This is a genomic window from Arthrobacter sp. NPDC089319 (genome assembly GCF_040684925.1).
Taxonomy (GTDB): Bacteria; Actinomycetota; Actinomycetes; order Actinomycetales; family Micrococcaceae; genus Crystallibacter.
In genome coordinates, this window is sequence record NZ_JBFBGZ010000001.1 from 250,936 (window position 1) to 273,094 (window position 22,159).

The 22,159-nt window shown below is 66.8% G+C and carries 22 protein-coding genes; 10 read left to right on the forward strand and 12 right to left on the reverse strand.

Features of this window, described 5'->3' with window-relative positions:
• Positions 1 to 79 precede the first annotated feature (79 nt).
• Both AB0N75_RS01195 and AB0N75_RS01200 read left to right on the forward strand, forming a co-directional pair.
• Positions 80 to 2,173 (forward strand): PhoX family phosphatase, encoded by a 2,094-nt coding sequence (locus AB0N75_RS01195; protein ID WP_364643917.1) that lies wholly within the window; start codon positions 80 to 82, stop codon positions 2,171 to 2,173.
• A 101-nt stretch (positions 2,174 to 2,274) separates the two neighbouring features.
• The gene (locus AB0N75_RS01200; RefSeq protein WP_364643920.1) at positions 2,275 to 4,191 is read left to right on the forward strand and encodes a thiamine pyrophosphate-binding protein; all 1,917 of its coding nucleotides are present in this window, start codon (positions 2,275 to 2,277) and stop codon (positions 4,189 to 4,191) included.
• A gap of 80 nt (positions 4,192 to 4,271) precedes the next feature.
• On the opposite strand, the gene AB0N75_RS01205 is transcribed toward AB0N75_RS01200, so the two are convergent.
• From AB0N75_RS01205 to AB0N75_RS01220, 4 genes are all read right to left on the reverse strand, one after another.
• Positions 4,272 to 5,027: an amino acid ABC transporter ATP-binding protein gene (locus AB0N75_RS01205; RefSeq protein ID WP_364643923.1), complete on the reverse strand. Its 756-nt coding sequence runs from the start codon at positions 5,025 to 5,027 to the stop codon at positions 4,272 to 4,274.
• A gap of 5 nt (positions 5,028 to 5,032) precedes the next feature.
• Complete coding sequence (locus AB0N75_RS01210; RefSeq protein ID WP_364643926.1) at positions 5,033 to 5,818, reverse strand: amino acid ABC transporter permease; 786 nt, start codon at positions 5,816 to 5,818, stop codon at positions 5,033 to 5,035.
• 80 nt (positions 5,819 to 5,898) lie between these two features.
• Complete coding sequence (locus tag AB0N75_RS01215; RefSeq protein ID WP_364643929.1) at positions 5,899 to 6,720, reverse strand: basic amino acid ABC transporter substrate-binding protein; 822 nt, start codon at positions 6,718 to 6,720, stop codon at positions 5,899 to 5,901.
• A 163-nt stretch (positions 6,721 to 6,883) separates the two neighbouring features.
• Complete coding sequence (locus tag AB0N75_RS01220) at positions 6,884 to 8,284, reverse strand: isochorismate synthase (RefSeq protein ID WP_364644805.1); 1,401 nt, start codon at positions 8,282 to 8,284, stop codon at positions 6,884 to 6,886.
• Between the two features lie 117 nt (positions 8,285 to 8,401).
• Between AB0N75_RS01220 and AB0N75_RS01225 the strand changes: the two genes are divergently transcribed.
• From AB0N75_RS01225 to AB0N75_RS01240, 4 genes are read left to right on the forward strand one after another with little or no spacing between them, the layout of a single operon-like run.
• The gene (locus AB0N75_RS01225; protein WP_364643931.1) at positions 8,402 to 9,163 is read left to right on the forward strand and encodes a demethylmenaquinone methyltransferase; all 762 of its coding nucleotides are present in this window, start codon (positions 8,402 to 8,404) and stop codon (positions 9,161 to 9,163) included.
• 2 nt (positions 9,164 to 9,165) lie between these two features.
• Positions 9,166 to 10,503, forward strand: coding sequence for a geranylgeranyl reductase family protein (locus tag AB0N75_RS01230; protein ID WP_364643933.1), 1,338 nt, complete (start codon positions 9,166 to 9,168; stop codon positions 10,501 to 10,503).
• A gap of 9 nt (positions 10,504 to 10,512) precedes the next feature.
• Positions 10,513 to 11,613: a polyprenyl synthetase family protein gene (locus tag AB0N75_RS01235; RefSeq protein ID WP_364643936.1), complete on the forward strand. Its 1,101-nt coding sequence runs from the start codon at positions 10,513 to 10,515 to the stop codon at positions 11,611 to 11,613.
• Between the two features lie 48 nt (positions 11,614 to 11,661).
• A complete protein-coding gene (locus AB0N75_RS01240; protein ID WP_364643939.1) occupies positions 11,662 to 12,300 on the forward strand; it encodes a LysE family translocator in 639 nt (212 codons plus the stop codon).
• A 10-nt stretch (positions 12,301 to 12,310) separates the two neighbouring features.
• Here AB0N75_RS01240 and AB0N75_RS01245 read toward each other — a convergent pair whose 3' ends face one another.
• The 3 genes from AB0N75_RS01245 to AB0N75_RS01255 all read right to left on the reverse strand — a co-directional run bounded on the left by AB0N75_RS01245 (position 12,311) and on the right by AB0N75_RS01255 (position 14,987).
• Positions 12,311 to 12,742, reverse strand: coding sequence for a hypothetical protein (locus tag AB0N75_RS01245; RefSeq protein WP_364643942.1), 432 nt, complete (start codon positions 12,740 to 12,742; stop codon positions 12,311 to 12,313).
• 129 nt (positions 12,743 to 12,871) lie between these two features.
• The gene (locus AB0N75_RS01250; protein WP_364643944.1) at positions 12,872 to 13,495 is read right to left on the reverse strand and encodes a putative glycolipid-binding domain-containing protein; all 624 of its coding nucleotides are present in this window, start codon (positions 13,493 to 13,495) and stop codon (positions 12,872 to 12,874) included.
• A 58-nt stretch (positions 13,496 to 13,553) separates the two neighbouring features.
• Entirely contained in the window at positions 13,554 to 14,987 is a 1,434-nt protein-coding gene (locus tag AB0N75_RS01255; RefSeq protein ID WP_364643947.1) for a PucR family transcriptional regulator ligand-binding domain-containing protein, read from the reverse strand.
• Positions 14,988 to 15,205: 218 nt separating this feature from the next.
• On the opposite strand from AB0N75_RS01255, the gene AB0N75_RS01260 reads away from it, so the two are divergent.
• The 4 genes from AB0N75_RS01260 to AB0N75_RS01275 all read left to right on the forward strand — a co-directional run bounded on the left by AB0N75_RS01260 (position 15,206) and on the right by AB0N75_RS01275 (position 19,645).
• Complete coding sequence (locus AB0N75_RS01260) at positions 15,206 to 16,777, forward strand: sodium-dependent transporter (RefSeq protein WP_364643950.1); 1,572 nt, start codon at positions 15,206 to 15,208, stop codon at positions 16,775 to 16,777.
• The gene (locus tag AB0N75_RS01265; RefSeq protein WP_127512836.1) at positions 16,774 to 16,911 is read left to right on the forward strand and encodes a methionine/alanine import family NSS transporter small subunit; all 138 of its coding nucleotides are present in this window, start codon (positions 16,774 to 16,776) and stop codon (positions 16,909 to 16,911) included. Before AB0N75_RS01260 ends, AB0N75_RS01265 begins: the two co-directional genes overlap by 4 nt.
• Before the next feature lie 281 nt (positions 16,912 to 17,192).
• Entirely contained in the window at positions 17,193 to 18,569 is a 1,377-nt protein-coding gene (gene gabT, locus AB0N75_RS01270) for a 4-aminobutyrate--2-oxoglutarate transaminase (RefSeq protein WP_364643954.1), read from the forward strand.
• A gap of 212 nt (positions 18,570 to 18,781) precedes the next feature.
• Entirely contained in the window at positions 18,782 to 19,645 is an 864-nt protein-coding gene (locus AB0N75_RS01275) for a universal stress protein (protein WP_364643957.1), read from the forward strand.
• Here AB0N75_RS01275 and AB0N75_RS01280 read toward each other — a convergent pair.
• Genes AB0N75_RS01280 through AB0N75_RS01300 form a run of 5 tightly spaced genes read right to left on the reverse strand, consistent with a single transcriptional unit; the run spans position 19,642 to position 22,112 of the window.
• Positions 19,642 to 20,094 (reverse strand): SRPBCC family protein, encoded by a 453-nt coding sequence (locus AB0N75_RS01280; protein WP_364643959.1) that lies wholly within the window; start codon positions 20,092 to 20,094, stop codon positions 19,642 to 19,644. The two genes, AB0N75_RS01275 and AB0N75_RS01280, sit on opposite strands and share 4 nt — an antisense overlap.
• 49 nt (positions 20,095 to 20,143) lie before the next feature.
• Positions 20,144 to 20,518: a hypothetical protein gene (locus AB0N75_RS01285; RefSeq protein ID WP_364643962.1), complete on the reverse strand. Its 375-nt coding sequence runs from the start codon at positions 20,516 to 20,518 to the stop codon at positions 20,144 to 20,146.
• Between the two features lie 57 nt (positions 20,519 to 20,575).
• Positions 20,576 to 21,430 carry a DUF817 domain-containing protein gene (locus AB0N75_RS01290; RefSeq protein WP_364643965.1) on the reverse strand — a complete coding sequence of 285 codons (855 nt, stop codon included), beginning with the start codon at positions 21,428 to 21,430 and terminating at the stop codon, positions 20,576 to 20,578.
• On the reverse strand, positions 21,427 to 21,633 hold the full coding sequence (locus tag AB0N75_RS01295; protein WP_127512832.1) for a helix-turn-helix transcriptional regulator: 207 nt from the start codon (positions 21,631 to 21,633) through the stop codon (positions 21,427 to 21,429). Before AB0N75_RS01295 ends, AB0N75_RS01290 begins: the two co-directional genes overlap by 4 nt.
• Positions 21,633 to 22,112: a DUF2975 domain-containing protein gene (locus AB0N75_RS01300; RefSeq protein WP_364643968.1), complete on the reverse strand. Its 480-nt coding sequence runs from the start codon at positions 22,110 to 22,112 to the stop codon at positions 21,633 to 21,635. Before AB0N75_RS01300 ends, AB0N75_RS01295 begins: the two co-directional genes overlap by 1 nt.
• Positions 22,113 to 22,159: the final 47 nt, after the last annotated feature.

Sequence of the window (22,159 nt, forward strand, 5' to 3'; positions counted from 1 at the left end):
TGTTGGCCAAGAATTCACCAGCACTCGGCCTTCCGGTCGATTTCAATCGAAACGCTGAGGGAGGGAACCGACAGATTGAATGTGGAAGGCGAAAATCGTGACCGAAACCAAGAAGCGCTACCTGCCGATGCTGGGCCATGTGGCCGGGAAGCGCAGCGCCGTGACCTGCGCGCTCAAGTGTGACAACGCCTGCTCCAAGGGCGTTTGCAACACGTCGGAGAACAACTACTTCCGGGACATTGTCTCGGCCGAGTACTCCCGCCGCCGGATGATGGGGCTGGGCGGCGCAGGTGCGCTGGCGCTGATGTTCGGTGGCGGGGCAGCGGCCGCCGAGGCGCAGGTCGGGCTGGCTCCGGCCGCCAAGGCCGGAAAGGGCCCGGGGAACAGCAGCAAGCTGAAGTTCGACGGCATCAAGGCAGTGCCGAACAACGTGGACGACGTGGTGGTTCCCAAGGGCTACAACTGGGACCCGGTGATTCGCTGGGGCGACCCGCTGTTCCATGACACCCCGGAGTTCGATCCGGAGAATCAGACCAAGGAGTCCCAGTCTGGCCAGTTCGGCTACAACAACGACTACCTGGACATCATCGAGATTCCGGGCAGCAAGGGTATGCGCGCGGTGCTGTTCGCTAACCACGAATACACCAACGAGGGCATCATGTTCCCGCCGGAAATGCCGGTTGAACGCCAGCGCGAGGTGGCTATGGCCGCGCACGGTCTGTCCGTGGTGGAGTTGGAGCGCAAGGGCAAGGGCCAGCCGTGGCGGTACGTCCGCGGCGCCGAGCTGAACCGCCGGTTCCTGATGGACACCGAATACGAACTGACTGGCCCGGCCGCCGGCTCGGACCTGCTCAAGACCGAGGCCGACCCCACGGGCCGCAGGGTGCTCGGCACGCAGAACAACTGTGCGGGCGGCACCACCCCTTGGGGCACGGTCCTGTCGGGCGAAGAGAACTTCAACCAGTACTTCAAGGTGTCGGCGCCAACCGCTGAGCAGCGCCGGTACGGACTGACCTCGGCCAACCCGTCGCGCGGCTGGCACGTTCCGGAACGGCGCTTTGACACCGACCGTCCGGAGGGCAAGAACGAGGACAACCGGTTCGGCTGGATCGTGGAGGTCGATCCGTTCGATCCCACGTCCACCCCGCGCAAGCACACCGCACTGGGCCGCTTCAAGCACGAGGGCGCCAACGTGACCATCGCGGCCTCCGGCCACGCGGTGTCCTACTCCGGCGACGACGAGCGTTTCGACTACCTGTACAAATTCGTCTCCAAGGGCAAATATCGCGAGGGCGACAAGAAGCACAACATGACCCTGCTGACCGAGGGCGACCTGTTTGTGGCCAGCTTCAAGGGCAACTCGCCGCAGAACCAGATCGACGGTTCCGGCGTGCTGCCCTCCGACGGCGCGTTCGACGGCACCGGGCACTGGATCCAGCTGACCCGCGACGGCGATTCCATGGTGCCGGGCATGGGCATCGACCAGGTGCTGGTCTTCACCCGCCTGGCCGCCGACGCGATGGGCGCCACCAAGATGGACCGCCCGGAGGACGTTGAGATCAACCCGGCGACCGGCAAGATCTACATGGCGTGCACCAACAACACCTCCCGCACGCGTGCGCAGGTGGACGAGCCGAACCCGCGGGCCAACAACCGCCACGGCCACATCGTCGAAATGACCGAGACCGGCGACCAGACCTCCACCGAGTTCACCTGGAGCGTGATCCTGGTGGCCGGCGACCCGGCAGTGGACGAATCCGTCTACTTCAGCGGCTACCCGGCGGATCAGGTGCAGCCGATCTCCTGCCCGGACAACCTGGCCTTCGATTCGGCCGGCAACCTGTGGGTCTCCACCGACGGCCAGCCCGGCACCATCCAGCGCAATGACGCCCTCTTCCGCGTCACGCTGGAAGGACGCGAACGCGGCAAGGTGGAGCAGTTCATGGCTGTGCCGATCGATGCCGAGACCTGCGGCCCGCTGATTCACGACGACGACGGACTGGTTTTCGTCGCGGTCCAGCACCCGGGCGAGGACGGCAGTTGGGGAGCCCAGCGCTCGCTGTTCCCGGACTACGTCCAGGAAGGCCGCCGTGCCAAGCGTGGCGACGCGGCGCTGCCCCGCCCGGCCGTGATCCAGATGTTCAAGGGCAAGAACGGGCACGTGAAGCGCTAGCCCACACAGCAGTGAAGCGGCAGCCAGACACTGCCAGCAGCGACAAGAGATAACAGACGGCCATGTCCACCCGGACATGGCCGTCTGCTTACCATGAGGGGGTGACTGCGCAGCTGAGCTCCATGGAAGCCGCCCGACTGGCCGTGAGTGCCTTGGTCTGGGGCGGCGTGCGCGACGTCGTCATAGCCCCCGGTTCCCGCAGCGCACCGCTCGCTTATGCGCTCGCCGAAGCGGAAGCCCGGGACGAGCTGCGGCTGCACGTACGCATTGACGAGCGCGGGGCGGCCTTCACGGCGCTCGGGCTCTCGCTGGGATCGCTGCGCCCGGTCCCGGTAGTCACCACCTCCGGAACGGCCGTGGGCGAGCTGCTGCCGGCCGTGATGGAAGCCAACCACGCCGGTGTTGAACTGCTGGTGATCTCCGCCGACCGGCCGGAGGAAATGCGCGGCACCGGCGCCAACCAGACCACGGTCCAACCCGGCCTCTTCGGCATCCACGTGCGCTCCGCCGTTGACATTCCGGCCGGCGACGATCCGACGGATGCCATCCGCACCAGCCTGCTCAGCGCCAAAGGCATCCCGCTGGCTCCGTTGCTGGACGACCTTCGCGCGATGGCGGCCACACCGTCGCCAGGACAGCTCATGGCGTCGGCAGACCTGGGCCCGCACCAGGGCGCCGTAGGTCCGGTGCACATCAATCTGCCGTTCCGCGACCCCCTGTTCCCAGAGCCAGAGCCAGAGACAGAGCCAGAGCCAGAGCCAGAGCCGGAGCAGGACCTGGCATCGGTGACCGAACCGGACCAGCAGCGACTCGACGTCAACGGCCAGAACGACGTCGGTGCTTCGGTCACGGCGGCAGCGGAACCGGGCGGGAATGCCACGGGCGACGTGCCGCCGACAAAGGATGCGGGGGAACCCGGCTGGGCCACCATCTGGCCTGTGAGCCTGATCGAACCGGCCGTCCACGCCACCGAGGAACGCCGCACCGTGGTGGTCGCCGGTCACGGTGCCGGAGCGGTGGCCGAGGCCTTCGCCCGGGCCCACCGCCTGCCGTTGTTGGCGGAGCCGTCCTCCAACGCCCGCTTCGGACCGAACGCGATTGGTCCCTACCGCATGCTACTGGGCCGTTTCGGAACACAGATTGAGCGGGCTGTGGTCTTTGGACGGCCCACGCTGTCCCGCCCGGTCGCCGCGCTGCTGGCCCGCCGGGACGTACAAACCGCGTTGTACCAGCCCGAACCTGTCGCCTGGTACGAGCCGGGGCGGCGCCGCGAGCGTGTCATCTCCGAGCCGGAGGACCTGTCCCTTTTCGCCGGTTCGGGCCCGGACGACTGGCTGCAGTTGTGGCGGCAGGCGGCCGGAGCAGCCGATGTTGCCTTGATCCACGTGCTGGATGCCGAACCGGGACTGACCGGGCTGCGGGTGGGCCGGTCGGTGTGGCTGAATACCCGCGGCCGGTTGCTGCTGGGTTCCTCCAACCCGATCCGCGACGTGGATTTGGCGGGTACGCCCATCGACACACCGGATGCCTTCGTACACGCCAACCGCGGGCTGGCTGGCATCGACGGCACGGTGGCCACGGCGTCGGGCATCGCGCTGGGAACGGCAACCGGGACCCGGGCACTCATGGGAGACCTGACGTTCCTGCACGACGCCGGGTCGCTGTTGCTCGGACCAGGGGAGCCCGAGCCCGACCTGCAGATAGTGGTGCTCAACGATTCAGGCGGCGGGATCTTCTCGACCCTGGAACACGGGAAGGTGGGGGAGCAGGCGTCGTACACGTCCGCCGTCGAGCGCCTCTTCGGCACCCCGCACCGGGCGGACCTTGCCTCGCTGGCAGCAGGCTATGGCGTTCAGCACCGGCTGGTCAAGGACTCGGACGAGCTGGACACCGTCCTGTCCGAGCCGGTGATCGGGCGCAGCGTGGTGGAAGTCCGGACGGACCGCAGCCGCTTGCGCAGCCTGCATGCAGAAGTGGCGGCCGCTATTGCGGCCGCCACGTCCGAGCTATTGAGTTGAGGTGTAGCTGGTTGAGACGTAGCTATGGGCCTGAGCGAGCCGAGCTGAGCTGAACCATTGAGCCGCTGAGCTGAGCTGGCCTAGAGAACCTTCGAGAGGAACGCCCTGGTGCGTTCGTGCTGCGGGTTGCCCAGCACATCCTCGGGCTTGCCCTGCTCCACCACCACGCCGCCGTCCATAAAGACCACGCGGTCGCCGACCTCGCGGGCGAAGCCCATTTCGTGGGTCACCACCATCATGGTCATGCCTTCGTCAGCCAGTTGGCGCATGACGCCCAGGACGTCGCCCACCAGTTCGGGGTCCAGCGCGGACGTCGGCTCGTCGAAGAGCATCATGTCCGGGTTCATGGACAAGGCGCGGGCGATGGCGACGCGTTGCTGCTGGCCGCCGGAGAGCTGGGCGGGGTAGGCGTTCTCGCGGTTGGCCAGGCCCACCTTCTCCAGGTTCTTCCGGGCAACGTCCATAGCCTCTGCCTTGCCACGACTCTTCGCTCGGCGCTGGGCCAGCGTGAGATTGCCCAGGACGTTGAGGTGCGGGAACAGGTTGAACTGCTGGAAGACCATGCCGATTCGGGTACGGATCTTGTCCAGGTCCGTCTCCGGGTCGGTGATGTCCACGCCTTCCACCAGGATGGTGCCGCTGGTGGGCTCTTCGAGCCGGTTCACGCAGCGCAGCAGCGTGGACTTGCCCGACCCCGACGGTCCGATCACGCAGACCACTTCGCCTTGGTTCACGTGGAAGTCGATGCCTTTGAGGACCTCGTTGCTGCCGAAGTTCTTGCAGAGGTCCTTAACCTCGATGGCGGGTGCATCCGGGCGCAGGGATTGTTCAGTCATGGCGGTTACCGGCTTCTCTTGTTGCGGCGTTCCAGCCAGGCGACCAGCTGGGTGAGCGGCAAGGTAATGATCAGGTACATGAGGGCAGCGGCAACCAGGGGAGTGGCATTGGCGAATTGGGATACGCCGTCGCGCGCGAAGGTGGTGAGCTCGCGTTGGTTCAGGGCCATGCCGGCAATGAAGAGCAGCGATGTGTCCTTGATCAGGATGACCAGCTCGTTCGTCAGTGGCGGTGTAACGATGCGGACCGCCTGCGGCAGCACCACGGAGACCATGGTCCAGCTCGGGTTCATGCCCAGCGAGCGTGCGGCCTCCCGCTGGCCGCTCGGAACAGCCTCGATGCCGGCGCGGATGGTCTCTGCCATGTAGGCAGCCGAGACGATGATCAGCGCGATCAGGCCCGCACCTGCGCTGCCTCCCGGCGGACGCCACTGGAAAGCGATCGGGACCGCGAAGGCGAAGCCGAAAATGACCAGCAGGGCAGGCAGTCCACGGAACAGCTCGATATAAGCCGTGGCCACCCAACGGTAGGGCGCGACCGGTGAGAGCTTCATCAGTGCCAGGGTCAGGCCCAGCAGCAGGCCGCCAATGAAGGCGATGACCGTGTAGACGATCGTGTTCTTGGCCGCGGTGGTAATGATCGCCGGGAATTGCTCGCTGAAGATTTCCGGATTGAGGAAGTTCGTCTGGATAGCCTGCCAATCGGCGACCAGGACGACGGCCGCCACGGCGGCGATGAAGATGGCGTAGAGGACCCCGCGGAAAAGTCGGCGGCGGGTCGAAGGTTTCACTGGTGATGCCTTCCAGCTGTAAGTCGGCGGCCCTCGTCCCCGGCGATCAGGCTCGGGGACGAGGGCCGGAGGGCGGCGTACTACTCGGTGAAGTACTTGTCGTAAATTTCCTGGTACTTGCCGTTGTCGCGCAGCGTCGTGAGGGCATCGTTGACCGCCGAGATCAGGGCCTCGGAGCCTTCCTTCTTCGCCGCGAAACCGTAGGTCTCGTCGGTCTTGTACTCCTGCACCAAGGTGAACTTGCCGTCCTTGGTGTGGCCGATGTTCACCGGAAGGTCCTGCAGCAGAGCGTCGACCTGTCCGGCCTGGATGGCCTGGTACATCTCGGCGTCGGACGGGAACGCTACAATCTCGGCGTCGCTGGGCGCGTTCTCCCGGGTGTAGGACTCGCCGGTGGTGCCCTGCTGGACACCTACCTTTTTGCCGGCGAGGTCGTCGATTGACTTGATGTCCGAGCCCTCCGGAACCAGCAGCGACTGCAGCGAGTCATAGTACGGGTCGGAGAAGGCGATGTTCTTCTTGCGGTCCTCGGTGATGGTCATCGCGCTGGCGCCGAGGTCGCACTGGCCGGCGGCCAGGGTGACACCGGACTGCAGGGCATCAAAGCCGACGTCCTGGACGGACACCTCAAGGCCCATTTCGGAAGCGATGTCCGTGATCAGATCGATGTCGAAGCCGGTGTACTTCCCGCCTTCTTCGAACTCGAAGGGCGGGTAGGGGATGTCTGAGCAGACGGTCAGCGTGCCGGCCTGAACCAGGGGCAGGTCGCTAGCCGCGCCGCTGGCGCTGCCGGTGCCGCCGTTGCCGCCGGCGTTGTCAGAACCGCCGCAGGCGGTCAATGCGAGTGCCGCGACGGCCAGGAGGGAGAGCCCCTGGACCGCCTTGGATGCCTTCTTGCGCATAGTTACTACCTTTGTCTCGTTGGAAATCCGGCTTAAGTGTAGCGGGAACACATCCGTCGCAAGTGATATACACCACAGGCTACAGGATTTGCCTATAGGGAAACAGCGTAGTCGCCCAAGGGGGCACTTTGATTCGGCTGCGCCGATTGTCTGCGAATAGTTATCAGCGGCGCAGGCCGAGCGCCTCGATCATCGGCCGGAACTTCGCCCAGGTCTCGGCCAATTCGGCCTGCGGATCGGAGCCATCCACGACGCCGCATCCGGCATACAGCCGGACCTGCTGCGGGCTTTCCACGACGGCGCCGCGCAGCGCGATTCCCCATTCGCCGTTGCCCGCGCTGTCGGTCCAGCCGACCGGACCGGCGTAGGGGCCGCGGTCCATCTGTTCCAGTTCGCGGATCAGGGCTCCGGCAACCTCGGTGGGTGTGCCGCAGACGGCTGCAGTGGGGTGCACCGCTTCGGCCAGTTCCAACGACGACGGCGGCTGCCCGCCGTCGTGTGCCAGCTCAGCTGAGACATCGGAGGCCAGATGCCACACATTGGGCAGTTCCAGCACGAACGGCTCGCTGTGCGAGGTCATCGCGGTGGTGAATGGCTCCAGCTTGCGGGTCAGCGAGTCGATGGCGATCTGGTGCTCGCGCCGCTGCTTCTCCGAACCGGCCAGCACCCGCTGGGCGTAGTCGGTGTCCGACTCACCGGCCTGGTTCTGCGTCCGCGAGCGGTCCAGGGTGCCGGCCAGTACGCGGGCGCGGGCCACGTTGTTCTCCACCTTGATCAGCATCTCCGGGGTGGAACCGATCAGCCCGTCCACCGAATACGTCCAGCAGTCTGTGTACCGTGCGGCCAGTTCGCGCAGCACCTGCGCGGTGGCGATGGGCGTGGACAGGTTGGCCACCACGTCCCGGGCCACCACGAGTTTGCTCAGCTGCCCGGCCTGGATGCGCTCAACGCCCGCCGCCACGGCCTCCATGTAGGCCTGCTCGGACACCTGTCCCGGCACCAAAGAGTCGGCCGGGTCCGGACTGCGTTCGACCGAGATTTCCTCCACCCACGCCGCCAGCGCGGCCTCGGCGGTCGCGGCACTGAGGTGGGCATCGCCGTCGTACGTGAGATAGGTGAGCCAGGCTCGGTCCCCGTCCAGGCCCACCAGCACCTCCGGCACCACCAGACGGGAGCTGTGGGCCGAGGTGTAGGAGAAGGCGAAGGAGCCGAAGGCAACCGGTCCGGTGCCGGGGCCGCCCACTTGGTTGTCGATGTCCGCTCCGGTCTGAAGGCCTCGCCACCACGCGGCCGCCTGCTGGAAACGGTCCGGCCCGCTGGCCGTGAAGCGCGCAACCTCGCCGAAGCCGGCCAGGCCGCCCTCGCGGCGCACCCAGCAGAGCACATCGTCGCGCACCAGATACTCCAGCAGTCCCTGGGTGTCCGGGACCGCAGGCCACTCAACCGTAATGCCGCGCAGGATGCCTGAACGCGATGGCGCCGCCGCCTCAGGGGCCGTGCCGACGGCAGCGGCGGCCGGCCGGGTTCCGGGCAGGCCGGACGAGGGGGAGAGCGCGGAGGTCATGGACATTAAGCCTACTCTGCCCCGCCGAGAACCCCGGCCGCGCACAGAACGCCGGCGGACACCGGGCGCGCCCGCCCGGGTTCGCGGGCGGGTGCCGGTCTTTGAGACAATGAAGCGGTGAATCGTGCATCGCTGGAGAAGCGCCCGGATGAAGTAGCCGCCATGTTTGATGACGTGGCGCCGAAGTACGACCTGGTCAACGATGTGCTGTCGATGGGCCAGACCCGCCGGTGGCGCCGGATCGTGGTGGAGGCGGTGGGCGCCGAGCGCGGCCAGAAGGTCTTGGACCTGGCTGCCGGAACCGGCACGTCCAGCGAGCCATACGCCGACGCCGGCATCCATGTAGTGGCGTGCGATTTCTCACTGGGCATGCTGCGCGTGGGCAAGCGCCGCCGCCCGGACATCGATTTTGTGGCCGGCGACGCCACCGCGCTGCCCTTCGCGGACAACTCCTTCGACGCGGTGACCATTTCCTTCGGCCTGCGCAACGTCAGCGATCCGAAGCTGGCGCTGCGCGAGATGCTGCGCGTCACCAAGCCCGGCGGCCGGATGGTGATCGCCGAGTTTTCGCAGCCGACCTTCGCGCCGTGGCGCACCGTGTACACCGAGTACCTGATGCGGGCGCTGCCGGCGATCGCCTCCAAGATCTCGTCCAACCCGGACTCCTACGTCTATCTGGCCGAGTCAATCCGCGCCTGGCCGAACCAGGACCAGTTGGCCGAATGGATCACCGGCGAAGGCTGGCAGGCCGCGGCCTACCGTAACCTGTCCGGCGGCATCGTGGCCGTCCACCGGGCCACCAAGCCCGGCAGGGACGATGTGGCCAACACCGGTGCGCAGGCTTCGCTGAAGCACCAAAGCAGCAGGCGCACCCTGTAGCCATGTCAGTTCTGATTGTTGGGGCCGGTCCGGCAGGAGCCACCGCGGCGTACTACCTGGCGGCGGCCGGCGTTGAAGTGACCGTGCTGGAAAAGACGGCTTTCCCGCGCGAAAAGGTCTGCGGCGACGGGTTGACGCCGCGCGCGGTGCGCGAGGTGCAATTGCTGGGCCTGCCGCACGAGGAATCGGCCGGCTGGCGCCGGAACCGGGGGCTGCGGCTGATCGCCGGCGGCCGGCAGCTTGAGCTTGCCTGGCCGGAACTGAGCGACTTCCCGGACTACGGGCTGATCCGCACCCGGTTGGGCTTTGACGAGGCACTGGCCCGGCATGCCGAGGTGGCCGGCGCCGTGGTGCTGGAACGCCATTCTGTCTCCACCGCTTTAAGGGACGGCGACGGACGGGTCATCGGCGTGCGCGCCAACCTGCTGGACGAGCGCGGCCGCAAGACCGGCGTGACCAAGGACTTCTTCGCCGACGTGGTGCTCGCCGCCGACGGCAACTCCACCCGCACCGCGCTGAGCCTGGGCATCGAGAAGCGCGACGACCGGCCGCTCGGTGTGGCCGTGCGCACCTACTTCAACTCGCCCCGGCACGACGACGACTGGATGGAAGGCTGGCTGGAACTGCCCGACGCAGCCGGCAACCCGCTGCCCGGCTACGGCTGGGTTTTCGGCGTGGGGGACGGCACCTCCAATGTGGGCCTGGGCATTCTGAACTCCTCCAAGTCCTTCGGCAAGCTGGACTATAAGCAAGTGCTCCGCGAGTGGACCGCCGGAATGCCCGCGGACTGGGGCTTCACCGAGGAGAACCAGGTCGGCGAGATCCGCGGCGCGGCGCTGCCGATGGGCTTCAACCGCACTCCGCACTACAGCCCCGGACTGCTGCTCCTGGGCGACGCCGGCGGCATGGTCAGCCCGTTCAATGGCGAGGGTATCTCCTACGCGATGGAGTCGGCCCGCTACGCAGCGGAGCTGATTGCCGACGCCCATTCCCGCTTGTCCGGATCCGGCGGCCAGCTGCTCAGCCGGGCCGGATTCGACGCCGCACTGTCCGCCTACCCTGCGATCATCCGCGGCCACTGGGGCAGCCACTTCACCCTGGGCCGGATTTTCGCCCAGCTGATCGGCAAACCGGCCGTCATGAAGCTGGCGCTGCGAACCGGAATGCCGGTCCCGCCGCTGATGCGCTTTGTGGTGCGGATGCTGGCCAATCTGACAGACTCAGGCGGCAAGGGATTTGAGGATAGAGTTATTCATCTGCTGGAGCAGCTCACGCCGCCGGCATCCAACCAGACTGGCGGCCGCAAGCCGATCAGCCATACCGCCCCGACGATTAGTTAGTGTTGAACCGTGACTGACGCTAAACCGAGTTGGACTCCTGCCGGCCAGAACCCGCCGGAGTCGCCGGAGCTGGATACAGCAACCGCCGCCCTTGCCACCAGCTTGAACCTGCCGGCCGGATTCGACCCGGTGGCCCAAGACGCTGTGCTCGGTCCCGAGGTCTCCACCGCGCTGGCCCGGGTGGAGAAGCAGCTGCGCGCGGCCATTGCGCATTCCGATCCGTTCGCCGATGCCACTAGCAAACACCTGGTGGAAGCCGGCGGAAAGCGGATCCGCCCGCTGCTGACCATCCTCGCCTCGCAGCTGGGCAACGGCTCGGTCCCCGAAGTGGTGCAGGCCGCCGTCGTGGTTGAACTGACGCACCTGGCCACGCTCTACCACGACGACGTGATGGACTCGGCCCCGTACCGGCGCGGCGCCCCGACCGCGCACGAGGTGTGGGGCAACCAGGTGGCCATCCTGGCCGGCGACCTGATCTTTGCCCGCGCCTCGCTGCTGGTCTCCCAGCTGGGCCCGGAGGCTGTGGGCATCCAGGCCCGGACCTTCGAGAGGCTCTGCCTGGGCCAGCTGCACGAAACCGTCGGCCCGCGCGACGACGAAGACCCGGTGGAGCACTACCTGTCCGTCATCGCGGACAAGACGGCCTCGCTGATTGCCACCTCGGGCCAGCTGGGCGCCATGTTCTCCGGCGCCGGCGAGCAGGCCGTCAACGTGATGCTGGAATACGGCGAGAAGGTGGGTGTTGCCTTCCAGTTGGCCGACGACGTCATCGACGTGACCGGGCTCAAGGTCAAGTCGGGCAAGACCCCGGGGACCGACTTGCGCGAGGGCGTGCCCACGCTGCCGGTGCTGCTGCTGCGCCAGGCCGCGGCCGACGGCGATGCTTCCGCCGCCTCGGTGCTGGCACTGGTGGACGCCGATCTGACCTCCGACGACGCCCTGGCCGAGGCGGTCACCGCACTGCGCGCACACCCGGTCACCGCGAAGGCCTGGTCCATCGCCGGCGAATGGGCCGACGCCGCCAAGGCATCGCTGGACCCGCTGCCGGAGAGCACGGTGAAGTTCGCGCTGACGGCCTTCGCCGAAGCCGTCGTGGACCGCGAGGTCTAACCGGTGCGGCGCGCTCCGACCTTTGCCGGTGAGTGAACCGGTGAGCCGATGAGCGTGGAACAGGCGCTGCTGTCCTTTGCCCTGGTGGCCGGACTGCTGACCCTGGTGCCCGGGATGGACACCGCGCTGGTGCTCCGATCGGCCGTCAGCCAAGGTCGGGGCAGGGCTTACGCCACCGCGCTGGGCATCAATACCGGGGCCTTGGTCTGGGGCATCGCGGCAGCGGTCGGGGCATCCGCCGTGCTGGCCGCCTCGGAGACTGCGTTCACTGTGTTGAAGGTTGCCGGCGCCGCCTACATGGTCTGGCTGGGCGGCCGGATGCTGTGGAAGTCGTTCCGCGGGCGGCCCGCAGACGCGCCCGAAGCGGCAGAGCCGGAGGTTCCAGGCTCCTACGCCCAGGCGTGGCTCACCGGTATGGGCACCAACCTGCTGAACCCCAAGGTCGGCGTGTTCTACATGGCGATGATCCCGCAGTTCATCCCGCCGGATGTCTCGCCGGCGCTCATGGGCACCGCGCTGGCCATGGTGCACAACCTGGAGGGGCTGGTGTTCTTCTCGGCCATCATCTGGGGCACGCATGTTGCCCGCCAATGGCTCCGCACCCCGACCGTGGTGCGCGCGATCGACCGGATCACCGGCACCGTGCTGGTCGGCTTCGGCGTGGCGCTGGCGGCGGAGGCGCGCTAGGCGGAGTTGCTCACTCTTCTTCTTCCTCGTCCCCGAAGACCCACTCGAACATGTCGAAGACGAACTCGCTGAAGGTGGCGTCTTCGCTCTGCCACCGCTGCTTCGGGCCGTTGGTGCGGATCCAGACGATGGGGTCGGGCACATCCAGGTGCTCGGACTTGAAACCCCAGTTCGCTTCTTCGTCCATCTCGTCCAGAAACAGCAGGTAGCCGTCCTCGATCTCGAGCTCGTTCGGATCGAAGAAGAAATCGTGGGCTTCCATCAGGTCTTCGCAGCCGCCGAGCGCGTGGTAGAACTCCACCAGCGCCTGCGGGACCTGAAACTTGTGCTCGCCCAGCAGCCCCTCGAGTTCGTCGTAGGAGATGCCGTCGTCTTCGGTCCACGTCCGGTCCAGGTACTTGGGCACGAGGGCACGGAACTTGTCCACGAACATTTCGGGCATGGTTTCTCCCTGGAACGGTTGGTAGGCGGGCTTGGCTACCATCCTATGTGGCGGCACCGACTGGCTCGAACCGATGACGACGACGGTGCTTACCTCGCGTCGTTCAGTCCTGTCAGCCCATTAGCCCCGTCAGTCCCGGCGGCGGGTGGCCAGGCCGGGGTAGTCGATCACGATGCCGTCGGAGTCCACCTCAAGCTCGGCGCTGAAGTCGCCGGAACTGTAGGTGACAGCGGCCGTGCCGGTGCCGTCGTCGTACGCGCGGGAGCCGCTGTAGATCTGTTGCCGGCCAAGCACCCGCAGGCTCGGCATCTCCACCCACGCCACCGTCAGCTCCGCGGCGGCCTCGGCGTCGTGGACCAGTCCCAGGCGCAGGATCGGCATGGTGTTGGTGGCCGGGCACAGGCCCAGGTCGCAGTCCACCGCCCCGGTCAGCGATGCCGGATCGTCGATGCCCGGCTCCGGCAGGTGGGCGTCGCCGGACACCTTCGTGGCCGCGCGCCAGCTGCCGTCGGTGGCGCGGTCCAGCACCAGATACCGGCTCCAGCCCTGACCGTGCACGGAGACCGTGAGGTTCTCGGTGAACCAATTGCCGGTGGTGGTCAGGGACCAGCTCGCGGCGTAGTCGGCGGTGCGCGAGGCACCGTGGGCGCTGAGCCGTTCGGGTTCCAGGTTGATGGTGGCCGTGTCGGCGCGCTGCGGATCATCGGTTCCCAGCCAGGTCACCGTGCGGCTCTCGTGCGTCTCGTGTCCCATGCCCCCCAGCCTTGTGCCTGCGCCCTCTTATGACAAGGGTTCGGGACGGCCGACGTAGCTAGCCTTGCGACCCCGAGTCGGAACCCAGCCGGCGCACCGTCAGGGCCAGCCACAGGTGCACCCGGTCCGCGGTGAGCGCGGGGTCGTAGCCGGTCAGTTCCACGATCTGGGACAGCCGGTAGCGAACGGAGTTCCGGTGCAGTCCCAGCTCCTCCGCCACTGCGGCTACCGACCCGTTCAGCTCCAGATAGGTCTGCAAGGTGGGCAGCAGGGCGGCATCATGCGCGGCGTCGAAGTCGGCCAGCGGGTCCAGTGCTTCGGCCGCCAGATCGCCCAGCGGAACGTCTTCGGACGCCAGCAGCAGGGAGGTCAGCGAGAGCCGCTGCGGCACGTTCAGCCGGCCGCCCCGGCCCACCGCTTCCTTGGCCTCGAAGTAGCTCCAACGCAGCCCGTTAGCCTGGGCGTAGCTGCCGCCCACGCCCACGGTTGCGGTGAGGCCCGCGTCCTGCAGGTAGGTGCTCAGCTCGCGGCCCAGCGATTCACCCGATTCGGCGCCCTGCACCACCAGCACCAGTCGCTCGTCCACCAGGCCGGTCACCACGCCGTCGAACGCGGCCGGCAGCGGCAACGTGGGCAATGCCCGGCGCTGGGCCCCGGCCACCTGCACCATGACCACCAATTGCCGCCGTCCGGCGTCGATCCCCACGTTGCTCAGCCGCAGCGACGCGTCCCCGCCCTGCAGCACGCCTCCCACCACGTCCAGCAGCACCTGTCCCACGGAGCGTCGGTCGGCCGCGCGGCGGTGGGCCTGGTTGCTCAACTCCAGGCTGATCAGGCTCTGCGCGTAGTCCACGATGGCGTTGCGCTCGTACGGTTCGGCCAGCGCCAGCGTGCAGCGGTCCTTCAGCCCCGTGGCGATCGGAACCTCATGCCAGTTGGTGCGCTTGCCGCCGGTTCCGTACAGCCGCGTGCCGTACTGCGAAAGCACGACGTCGGTGCCCACCATTGCGGCGAGCTTGCGCAGCAGCGCGGGGAGACCACCGCCGCCCAGCAACGAGGCCGCCAACGCCTGGTGGTCCTTGAGCAGGCGCTCCAACCGGTTGTAGTGATCGGCGGAAATCGCATCGGCCACCATTTTGCTGATCGCCACGAACGGCGTCTCGTAGGGCACTTCAAAGACCGGCAGCTCAAGCTCATTGGCTGCCGCCAGCACCCCCGGCGGCACCTTGCGGTGCGTGAGCCCCAGCGCGAAGCCCATGCCCACTGCGCCGGCCTGATGGACGCGTGCCACGAATTTGCGCTGCGCGGCCGCGGTCTTCTGCCGCAGACCGGTGGTCAGCACCACCTCGCCGCCGCTCAGGAAAGGCAGCGGATCCTCCAGTTCCGTGGAAGCCACCCAGGTGATGGGCGCGTCCGGATCGCCCTGCGCGGTGCCCACCAGTTTCAGGTGCAGCGCAGGGGAGGCCAGGAGTTTGGCGAGAGTGACAGCCATGCTGCCACTATACGGCTGCCCGTTGTGCAGACGCACTATGCAGGCGCTGGCGCCCCGCGGCTGTGGCACAGGGCAGTAGCTGCTTGCTGAAAGGATTCGTCGCCCTACGGCGACCGGGCGGGCCTTCGCGGTTTCCGGCGGCGGGGCAGCGCCGCTAGGATGGTCCGCGGCGTAACAGCCGTCACAGCACCGAAATCCCTACCCTTTGAGGTCCATTCATGAGTACCCCTACACCGCAGGCCGTGCCGGGCGCCAAGCCCAAGCGCGAGATGTGGTCCACCCGCAAGGTGTTCATCCTTGCGGCGATCGGCTCCGCCGTCGGCCTGGGCAACATCTGGCGCTTCCCGTATGTCGCCTACGAAAACGGCGGCGGCGCCTTCATCATTCCGTACCTGGTGGCCCTGCTGACGGCGGGCATCCCGCTGCTGTTCCTCGACTACGCCGTGGGGCACCGCCACCGTGGCTCCGCCCCGCTGGCCTACCGCCGGCTGGCCCGCGGCGCCGAAGGGCTGGGCTGGTGGCAGGTGGCCATCTGCTTCATCATCTGCGTCTACTATGCGGTGATTATCGCGTGGGCCGCGATGTACATGATCTTCTCGGTCACGGAGGCGTGGGGCGACGACCCGGCCGGTTTCTTCCTAGGCTCCTTCCTTCAGGTGAGCGAGGATGTGAACATCGGCTTCGATTTCGTGCCCATGGTCCTGATCCCGCTGATCATCGTCTGGGTAGTGACCTTGCTGGTGCTGGCCGCCGGCGTACAGAAGGGCATCGGCCGGGCGAACATCATTTTCCTGCCGCTGCTGCTTGTCATGTTCCTGATCCTGGTGGTGCAGTCGCTGTTCCTGCCCGGTGCCGCAGATGGGCTGAATGCCCTGTTCACTCCGGACTGGGGTGCGCTCACGAACACCACGGTCTGGGCCGCGGCCTACGGCCAGATCTTCTTCTCGTTGTCCGTGGCCTTCGGCATCATGGTCACTTACGCGTCCTACCTCAAGCACAAGACGGATCTGACCGGTTCCGGCTTCGTGGTGGGCTTCGCAAACTCCGGCTTCGAGATCCTGGCCGGCATCGGTGTTTTCGCCGCGGTGGGCTTCATGGCCTTCAGTTCCGGTGCCGAGGTCGGCGATGTTGCCGCCGGCGGAATCGGCCTGGCCTTCATCGCGTTCCCCACCATCATTTCCGAGGCGCCGCTGGGCGGACTGCTGGGTGTGCTGTTCTTCGGCTCGCTGGTGTTCGCCGGCTTCACCTCGCTGATCAGCATCATCGAGGTCATCATCGCGGCGGTGCAGGACAAGCTGGGCATGAGTCGGATCAAGACCACCTGGTGCGTGGGCATCCCGTTGGCATTGATTTCCATCCTGCTGTTCCCGACTACCACCGGTCTGAACCTGCTGGACGTCACCGACGCGTTCGTCAACAACTTTGGCATCATGGCGTGTGCCCTGGTGACGGTGCTGCTGGTGACCTATGGTTTCCGCAAGTTGCCGCTGCTGGGCGGACACGTCAGCGAGGTATCGTCCATCAAGCTGGGGCTATGGTGGCGGATCATGGTCGGCATCGTCTCGCCGATTGTGCTGGGCTACATCCTGATCAGCGAAGTGATCAAGAGGATCCAGGAAGGGTACGGCGATCCGGCCATGCCCGACTGGTTTGTTGGTGTCTTCGGCTGGGGAATGGCCGGCGGCCTGATCATCGTGGCGTTCCTGCTCTCGCTGATTCCGTGGGGCAGGAACTCGGCCGCCAACGATCCGGAACTGGATTCCGCAACCTTGCAGGAGGCACAACGATGAGCACCGCAGCGATCGTGATGTTGATTATCGCCATCCTCACCGTGTGGGGAGGGTTGGCGCTGGCACTGGTCAACCTCAACCGCCACCCCGAGGACGATGGAGCAATGCCGGCGGAGCACGCGCCGGAACTCTGACCCGGCTGCCGTTTCCCCCGGTGGCGTCCTCCGGCCGATGTGCCGGAGGGCGCCACCGTCCGCATGTCTGGCCAATTGCACGGCGGGATGGCGCATTGGCTGTGCGGGCCGCCATAGGCAGCACTCCCGCGGAAACCGTAATCTCGCTGTAGAGCACGGCTTCCCTTGGCACGCGCTGTTCGCCGGCTGGACGGCCTTTACCTTGGTCTGCGGCGGTGACATGCGTGCGCCGGGCATCCAGATGGCCAACGGCATCCCCACCCCAACCTGAAAGGCACACCATGACCACTCAGACGACCCAGTTCCGGCTTGCACAGAAGCGTGATGTGTCCGCGGGCTTCCCCGGCCCCAAATCTGCAGAACTGTCTGCCCGCCGCAGCGCGGTGGTGGCAGGTGGTGTTGCCTCCAGCGTCCCGGTCTACGTGGCGGACGCCGACGGCGGCATCATCACCGATGTGGACGGCAACTCGTTCATTGACCTGGGCTCCGGCATTGCCGTCACCAGCGTCGGCGCCTCGGACCCCGCCGTCGTCGCCGCAGTGCAGGATCAGGTTGCCAAGTTCACCCACACCTGCTTCATGGTCAGCCCTTACGAGGGCTACATTGCGGTGGCCGAGAAGCTGGCCGAGCTGACCCCGGGCGACCACGAGAAGCGCTCTGTGCTGTTCAACTCCGGCGCCGAAGCAGTGGAGAACGCAGTGAAGGTGGCACGCATCGCCACCGGACGCACCGCCGTCGTCGCTTTCGACCACGCCTACCATGGCCGGACCAACCTCACCATGGGACTGACAGCCAAGGCCAACCCGTACAAGTCCAGCCCGGCCGGCAGCTTCGGCCCGTTCGCGCCGGAGATCTACCGCGTGCCGATGAGCTACCCGTACCGCGAGGAAGCTGAGATTAAGGGAGAGGACGCCGCCCGCCGCGCGATCACCATGATCGAGAAGCAGGTGGGCGCCGAGAACGTGGCAGCCATCCTGATCGAGCCGATCCAGGGCGAGGGCGGCTTCATTGTCCCGGCCGAGGGCTTCTTGCCGGCGCTGGCGGAGTGGGCCAAGGAGAAGGGCGTGGTCTTCATTGCGGACGAGGTCCAGTCCGGATTCTGCCGCACCGGTTCCTGGTTCGCGTCCGAGCACGACGGCGTGGTGCCCGACATCATCACGATGGCCAAGGGCATTGCCGGCGGCATGCCGCTGTCCGCCATCACCGGCCGCGCCGAACTGATGGACGCCGTGCACCCGGGCGGACTGGGCGGCACCTACGGCGGCAACCCGGTGGCCTGTGCCGCCGCACTGGCCGCCATCGAGACCATGGAAACCCAGGACCTGAGCGCCCGGGCCCGCCACATCGAGGAGCAGGTCATGGGCCGGCTGCGGAAGCTGGCCGAAGAAGTGGACATCATCGGCGACCTGCGGGGCCGCGGCGCGATGCTGGCGATGGAGTTCGTCAAGCCGGGCACCGGCGCCACCACCAAGGAGCCGAACGCCGAGGCCACCAAGGAGATCGCCGCGGCCTGCCTGCAGGAAGGCGTCATCATCCTCACCTGCGGCACCTACGGCAACGTCGTGCGCCTGCTGCCGCCGCTGGTCATCGGCGACGAGCTGCTGGCCGACGCCCTCGACGTGCTGGAAGCAGCCATCCGCAAGGTAGCTGCGGCCTAGCCTTTCGCTACGTCCCGCCGGGGCGGCTGCCGGATCCCTTCGTCCTGCCGGACGGATATTCGTCCGGAAGGGGCGTATCGGCTCCCGCGCGGTGCCGCCCTGTTGCCGTGGGCGCTCGCGGACTAAAGTCGGAACCACAGTCGCCTCAGCGGATGCGGATGTGCCGGAACCGTCGCATCCGCTGCTCTATGGACACGGACAGGGGTTGTCGCATGCGCTATGTGGTGGGTTACCAGCCGGACGATCGGGGGGCCGATGCCGTGGCGCTGGCCGTGGCCATCGCCCGGACCCAGGGCACTGGGCTGGATATTGTCTATGTGGTGGCCGACAGTGCTCCCTATGCCGCGCTGAACCCCGAAGGCAAGCGCGTCAGCGCCAGCGAGCAGGAAGTCGTCAGGGCACGGCGCGAGGCCCTGAAATTGATTCCGTCCGACGTGCATGCCGAATTTAAGGTGCGGTCGGCCGATTCTTTCGCCGAGGGGCTGATCGCAGCCGGCGAGGAAACAGGTGCCCGGCTGATCGTCATCGGGGCCAGCAGCAGCAGTTTGTTCAAGCGCTTCACGGTGGGCAGCGTGGCAAACGCGCTGTTGCATGCCTCGCCCATTCCGGTGGCGCTGGCCCCGCGCGGTTATCAGCGGACGGAGCCCTTGACCCGGTTGACCGCATTCATCGGCGAGCGGCAGGGCGCCCAGGCAGCCCGCGACGTGGCCCTGAACGCGGCTTCCCGCCGCGGCCTGCAGTTGCGGCTGGTCTCCTTGGTATCACTGGATACGCGCGAGGATTCCGACAGCGGCGAGGCCATCCACAGCGCCCACCTGCATGCCAACTCGGTGCTCGCCTCGGCGGCCACGGAACTGCCTCCGGGCAAGGCCACGGTGACCGTGGCGCATGGGCGGAACATCGAGGAGGCCATCGACTCGCTGGACTGGGAGGAAGGCGAGCTGGTGGTGGTCGGCTCCAGCCGGCTGGCCCAGCACAACCGGCTGTTCCTCGGCGCCACCGCACACAAGGTCCTCCGCTCACTGCCGGTGCCGATGGTGGTGGTGCCGCGGGAAGTCGACGGACTGCGGGACTAGCGTTCGGTCGGTCCGCCCGACTCGAGGATCGATTTGATCCGCGCCAGGTCCTTGCGGTTGGCCCGCTTCATCATGAAGCCGACGAACGGAGCAAGGAATCGGGAGAAACCGGCTGGCTCTCCGTTGTTCCTCAGGGTCATGAGCGTGCGGTGGCTGCCCGCCTCGGTCCACTCGTAGGTGGTCTGCATGGGAAACGGACCCTGGGCGGTACGCATGACCAGTTTTTCCGCTGGGCGGAACTCGACGACCTGGTACGTGTAGGAGAGGCGCCGGCCGAGGAAGGCGGCCTCAAAGGCCACGCTGGATCCTACCGACAGCGGCCCGGGAGTCTCCCAGCGGACCGAATCGATGTTCTGGTACCAGTCGGGGGCATTGTCCGGGTCGGAGGCATACTCGGCAACACGTTCCCGAGGCACGCCGATCATCATTCCGGTAGTGACGTCAACCATGCTTCATGGTCCCAAACCGGCCGCGGACAGGCCAACCGTGGTGCTCAGCTCAGAGGCTGCCATCGTGGGTGCGTCCCGGCGCGGACCGAGGGTCGGCGTCGTCGAGAGCCTTGAGGAACTGCTGGCGTTCAGCGTCGTCAATGACCAGCTCAACGTGCTTTGCTTGCGGCGGCGCGACAATCCGCGGCCCGCGGTAGACGGTACCTAGGTAGAGATCGTTGATCTCGCTTCCCGGGTCCGCCACCGGACGGACCGGTTTATGCTTGCGGCCCCGGACCGCGCGGACCACGGTCGTCGCCACGGCAAGGATCATCAGGCCCTGGATGCCGAACCCGGCCCAGTCCCCATGGCCGGATACCTGCAGTCCGATGATGGCCAGGATGATTCCGAACATCAAAGCAGTGATGCCGCCGGATCCGCGCATTGCCCCTCCTGATGGCAGGGCGGCCATCAGCGGCGCGCCTGTGTGAACAGGCTACCGTCAGCGTGGCGGTTCAACAGAGGGCACCGCGCCGGCCCCGCCGTAGAAGCGGCCCTCCTGCGATTTCACGGCCGCGACCAGAACGAAGCTGAGGCTGACCAGCAGAGCCCAGGAACCCCACTTGCCCACGTGCACCATCTGCCAGATCTGGGACTGGTCCGGATACTGCCAGGCGCCCAGCAGGGTGGCGGCGTTCTCGGCGACCCACAGGAAAAAGCCGATGAGGACAAAGGACAGGCTCAGCGGCATGGCATACCGGCGCGTCCCCACGGTGAACAGCACCCGGCTGCGCCAGAGCACCACGACGAAGCCGGCAGCAATCAGCCAGCGCAGGTCGGGCAGGTAATGGTGGGTGTAAAAGTTGGCGTAGGCTGCCACGGCCAGTGCCGCGGCCGGAACCCACGGGAAGCTGTTGATCCGCAGGTCGAACCGGCGGAACGCCTGGCAGATGTAGGAGCCCACGGCCGCATACATGAAACCAGCGTAGAGCGGCACCCCCGCGACCTTGGTCCAAGCCTCCTCCGGATAGGACCACGAGCCCATCTGGACCTTGAACAATTCCAGCGCCAACCCGACCAGATGGAAGCCGAAGATCACCGCCACCTCGCGGCCCGTTTCCAGCCGCAGCAGGTAGAAGACGGTGGTGAGGGCCAAGCCGTAAACCAGCAGGGCATCGTAGCGGGGGAGCGGCAAGGGCACCGCCGTACTCACCGCGAGGCCGGCAAAAATCGCGGCGGCGAACAGGCAGCACTGCACCTGAAGCCAGGCGAACCGGAGCAGTTGGCCCGTTGCGGACGCGGCACGCCGGAGCACCGGAAGCGGCGGAGCGGTGGCCGCGGCGCCGATGCCGCTCACTCCTCAACCCACTCAAGCAAGTCCCCGGGCTGGCACTCCAGCACCCGGCACATCGCATCCAAGGTGCTGAATCGCACGGCTTTGGCCCGTCCGTTTTTCAGCACTGCCACGTTGGCGGGGGTGAGCCCTACCCGCTCGGCGAACTCCCCGACGCTCATCTTTCGTTTCGCCAGCTCGACGTCGATGCGCACCACGATCGGCATCAGATCACCGCGTCCATGTCGGTCCGCAGGGTGATGGCCTGCCGCAGCACGGCCCGCAAAACCACCAACAGCAGCCCGAGTACCGCGCCGGCAACCACAAACAGGAACATCAGCAGCGGCATCCCGGGGTCGTCGGCATTGAACCCGACGAACAGGAAGACCCCAAGCAGCAGGATCCAGGCGGCGACCACGGCCCACACGATGACGTCCACCCAGGCCAGGGATGCCTTGCTGAAAATCCGGTCGTGCTTGACCAAGGTGAGCAGTTTCCAAGTGCTGACGATCACCGCCTGGACGCACAGCAGCTCCACGATCGAGAACACCGTCAACGGCCACTGCAGGTAGGCCAGCTGCGGAGACTCCGCCGCCATGTGGGCGAATTGGCCCGGCAGCGACATCACCTGGAAGAGGAGGAGCAGGGCGAACGCCACCACCAGCAGGATCCTGAGGGCGGTGACCGCCAGATATGTCTTTCGCATCCATCGAGTATCGCTGCTTTCCTATCGAATATCAATCGATACCGAAG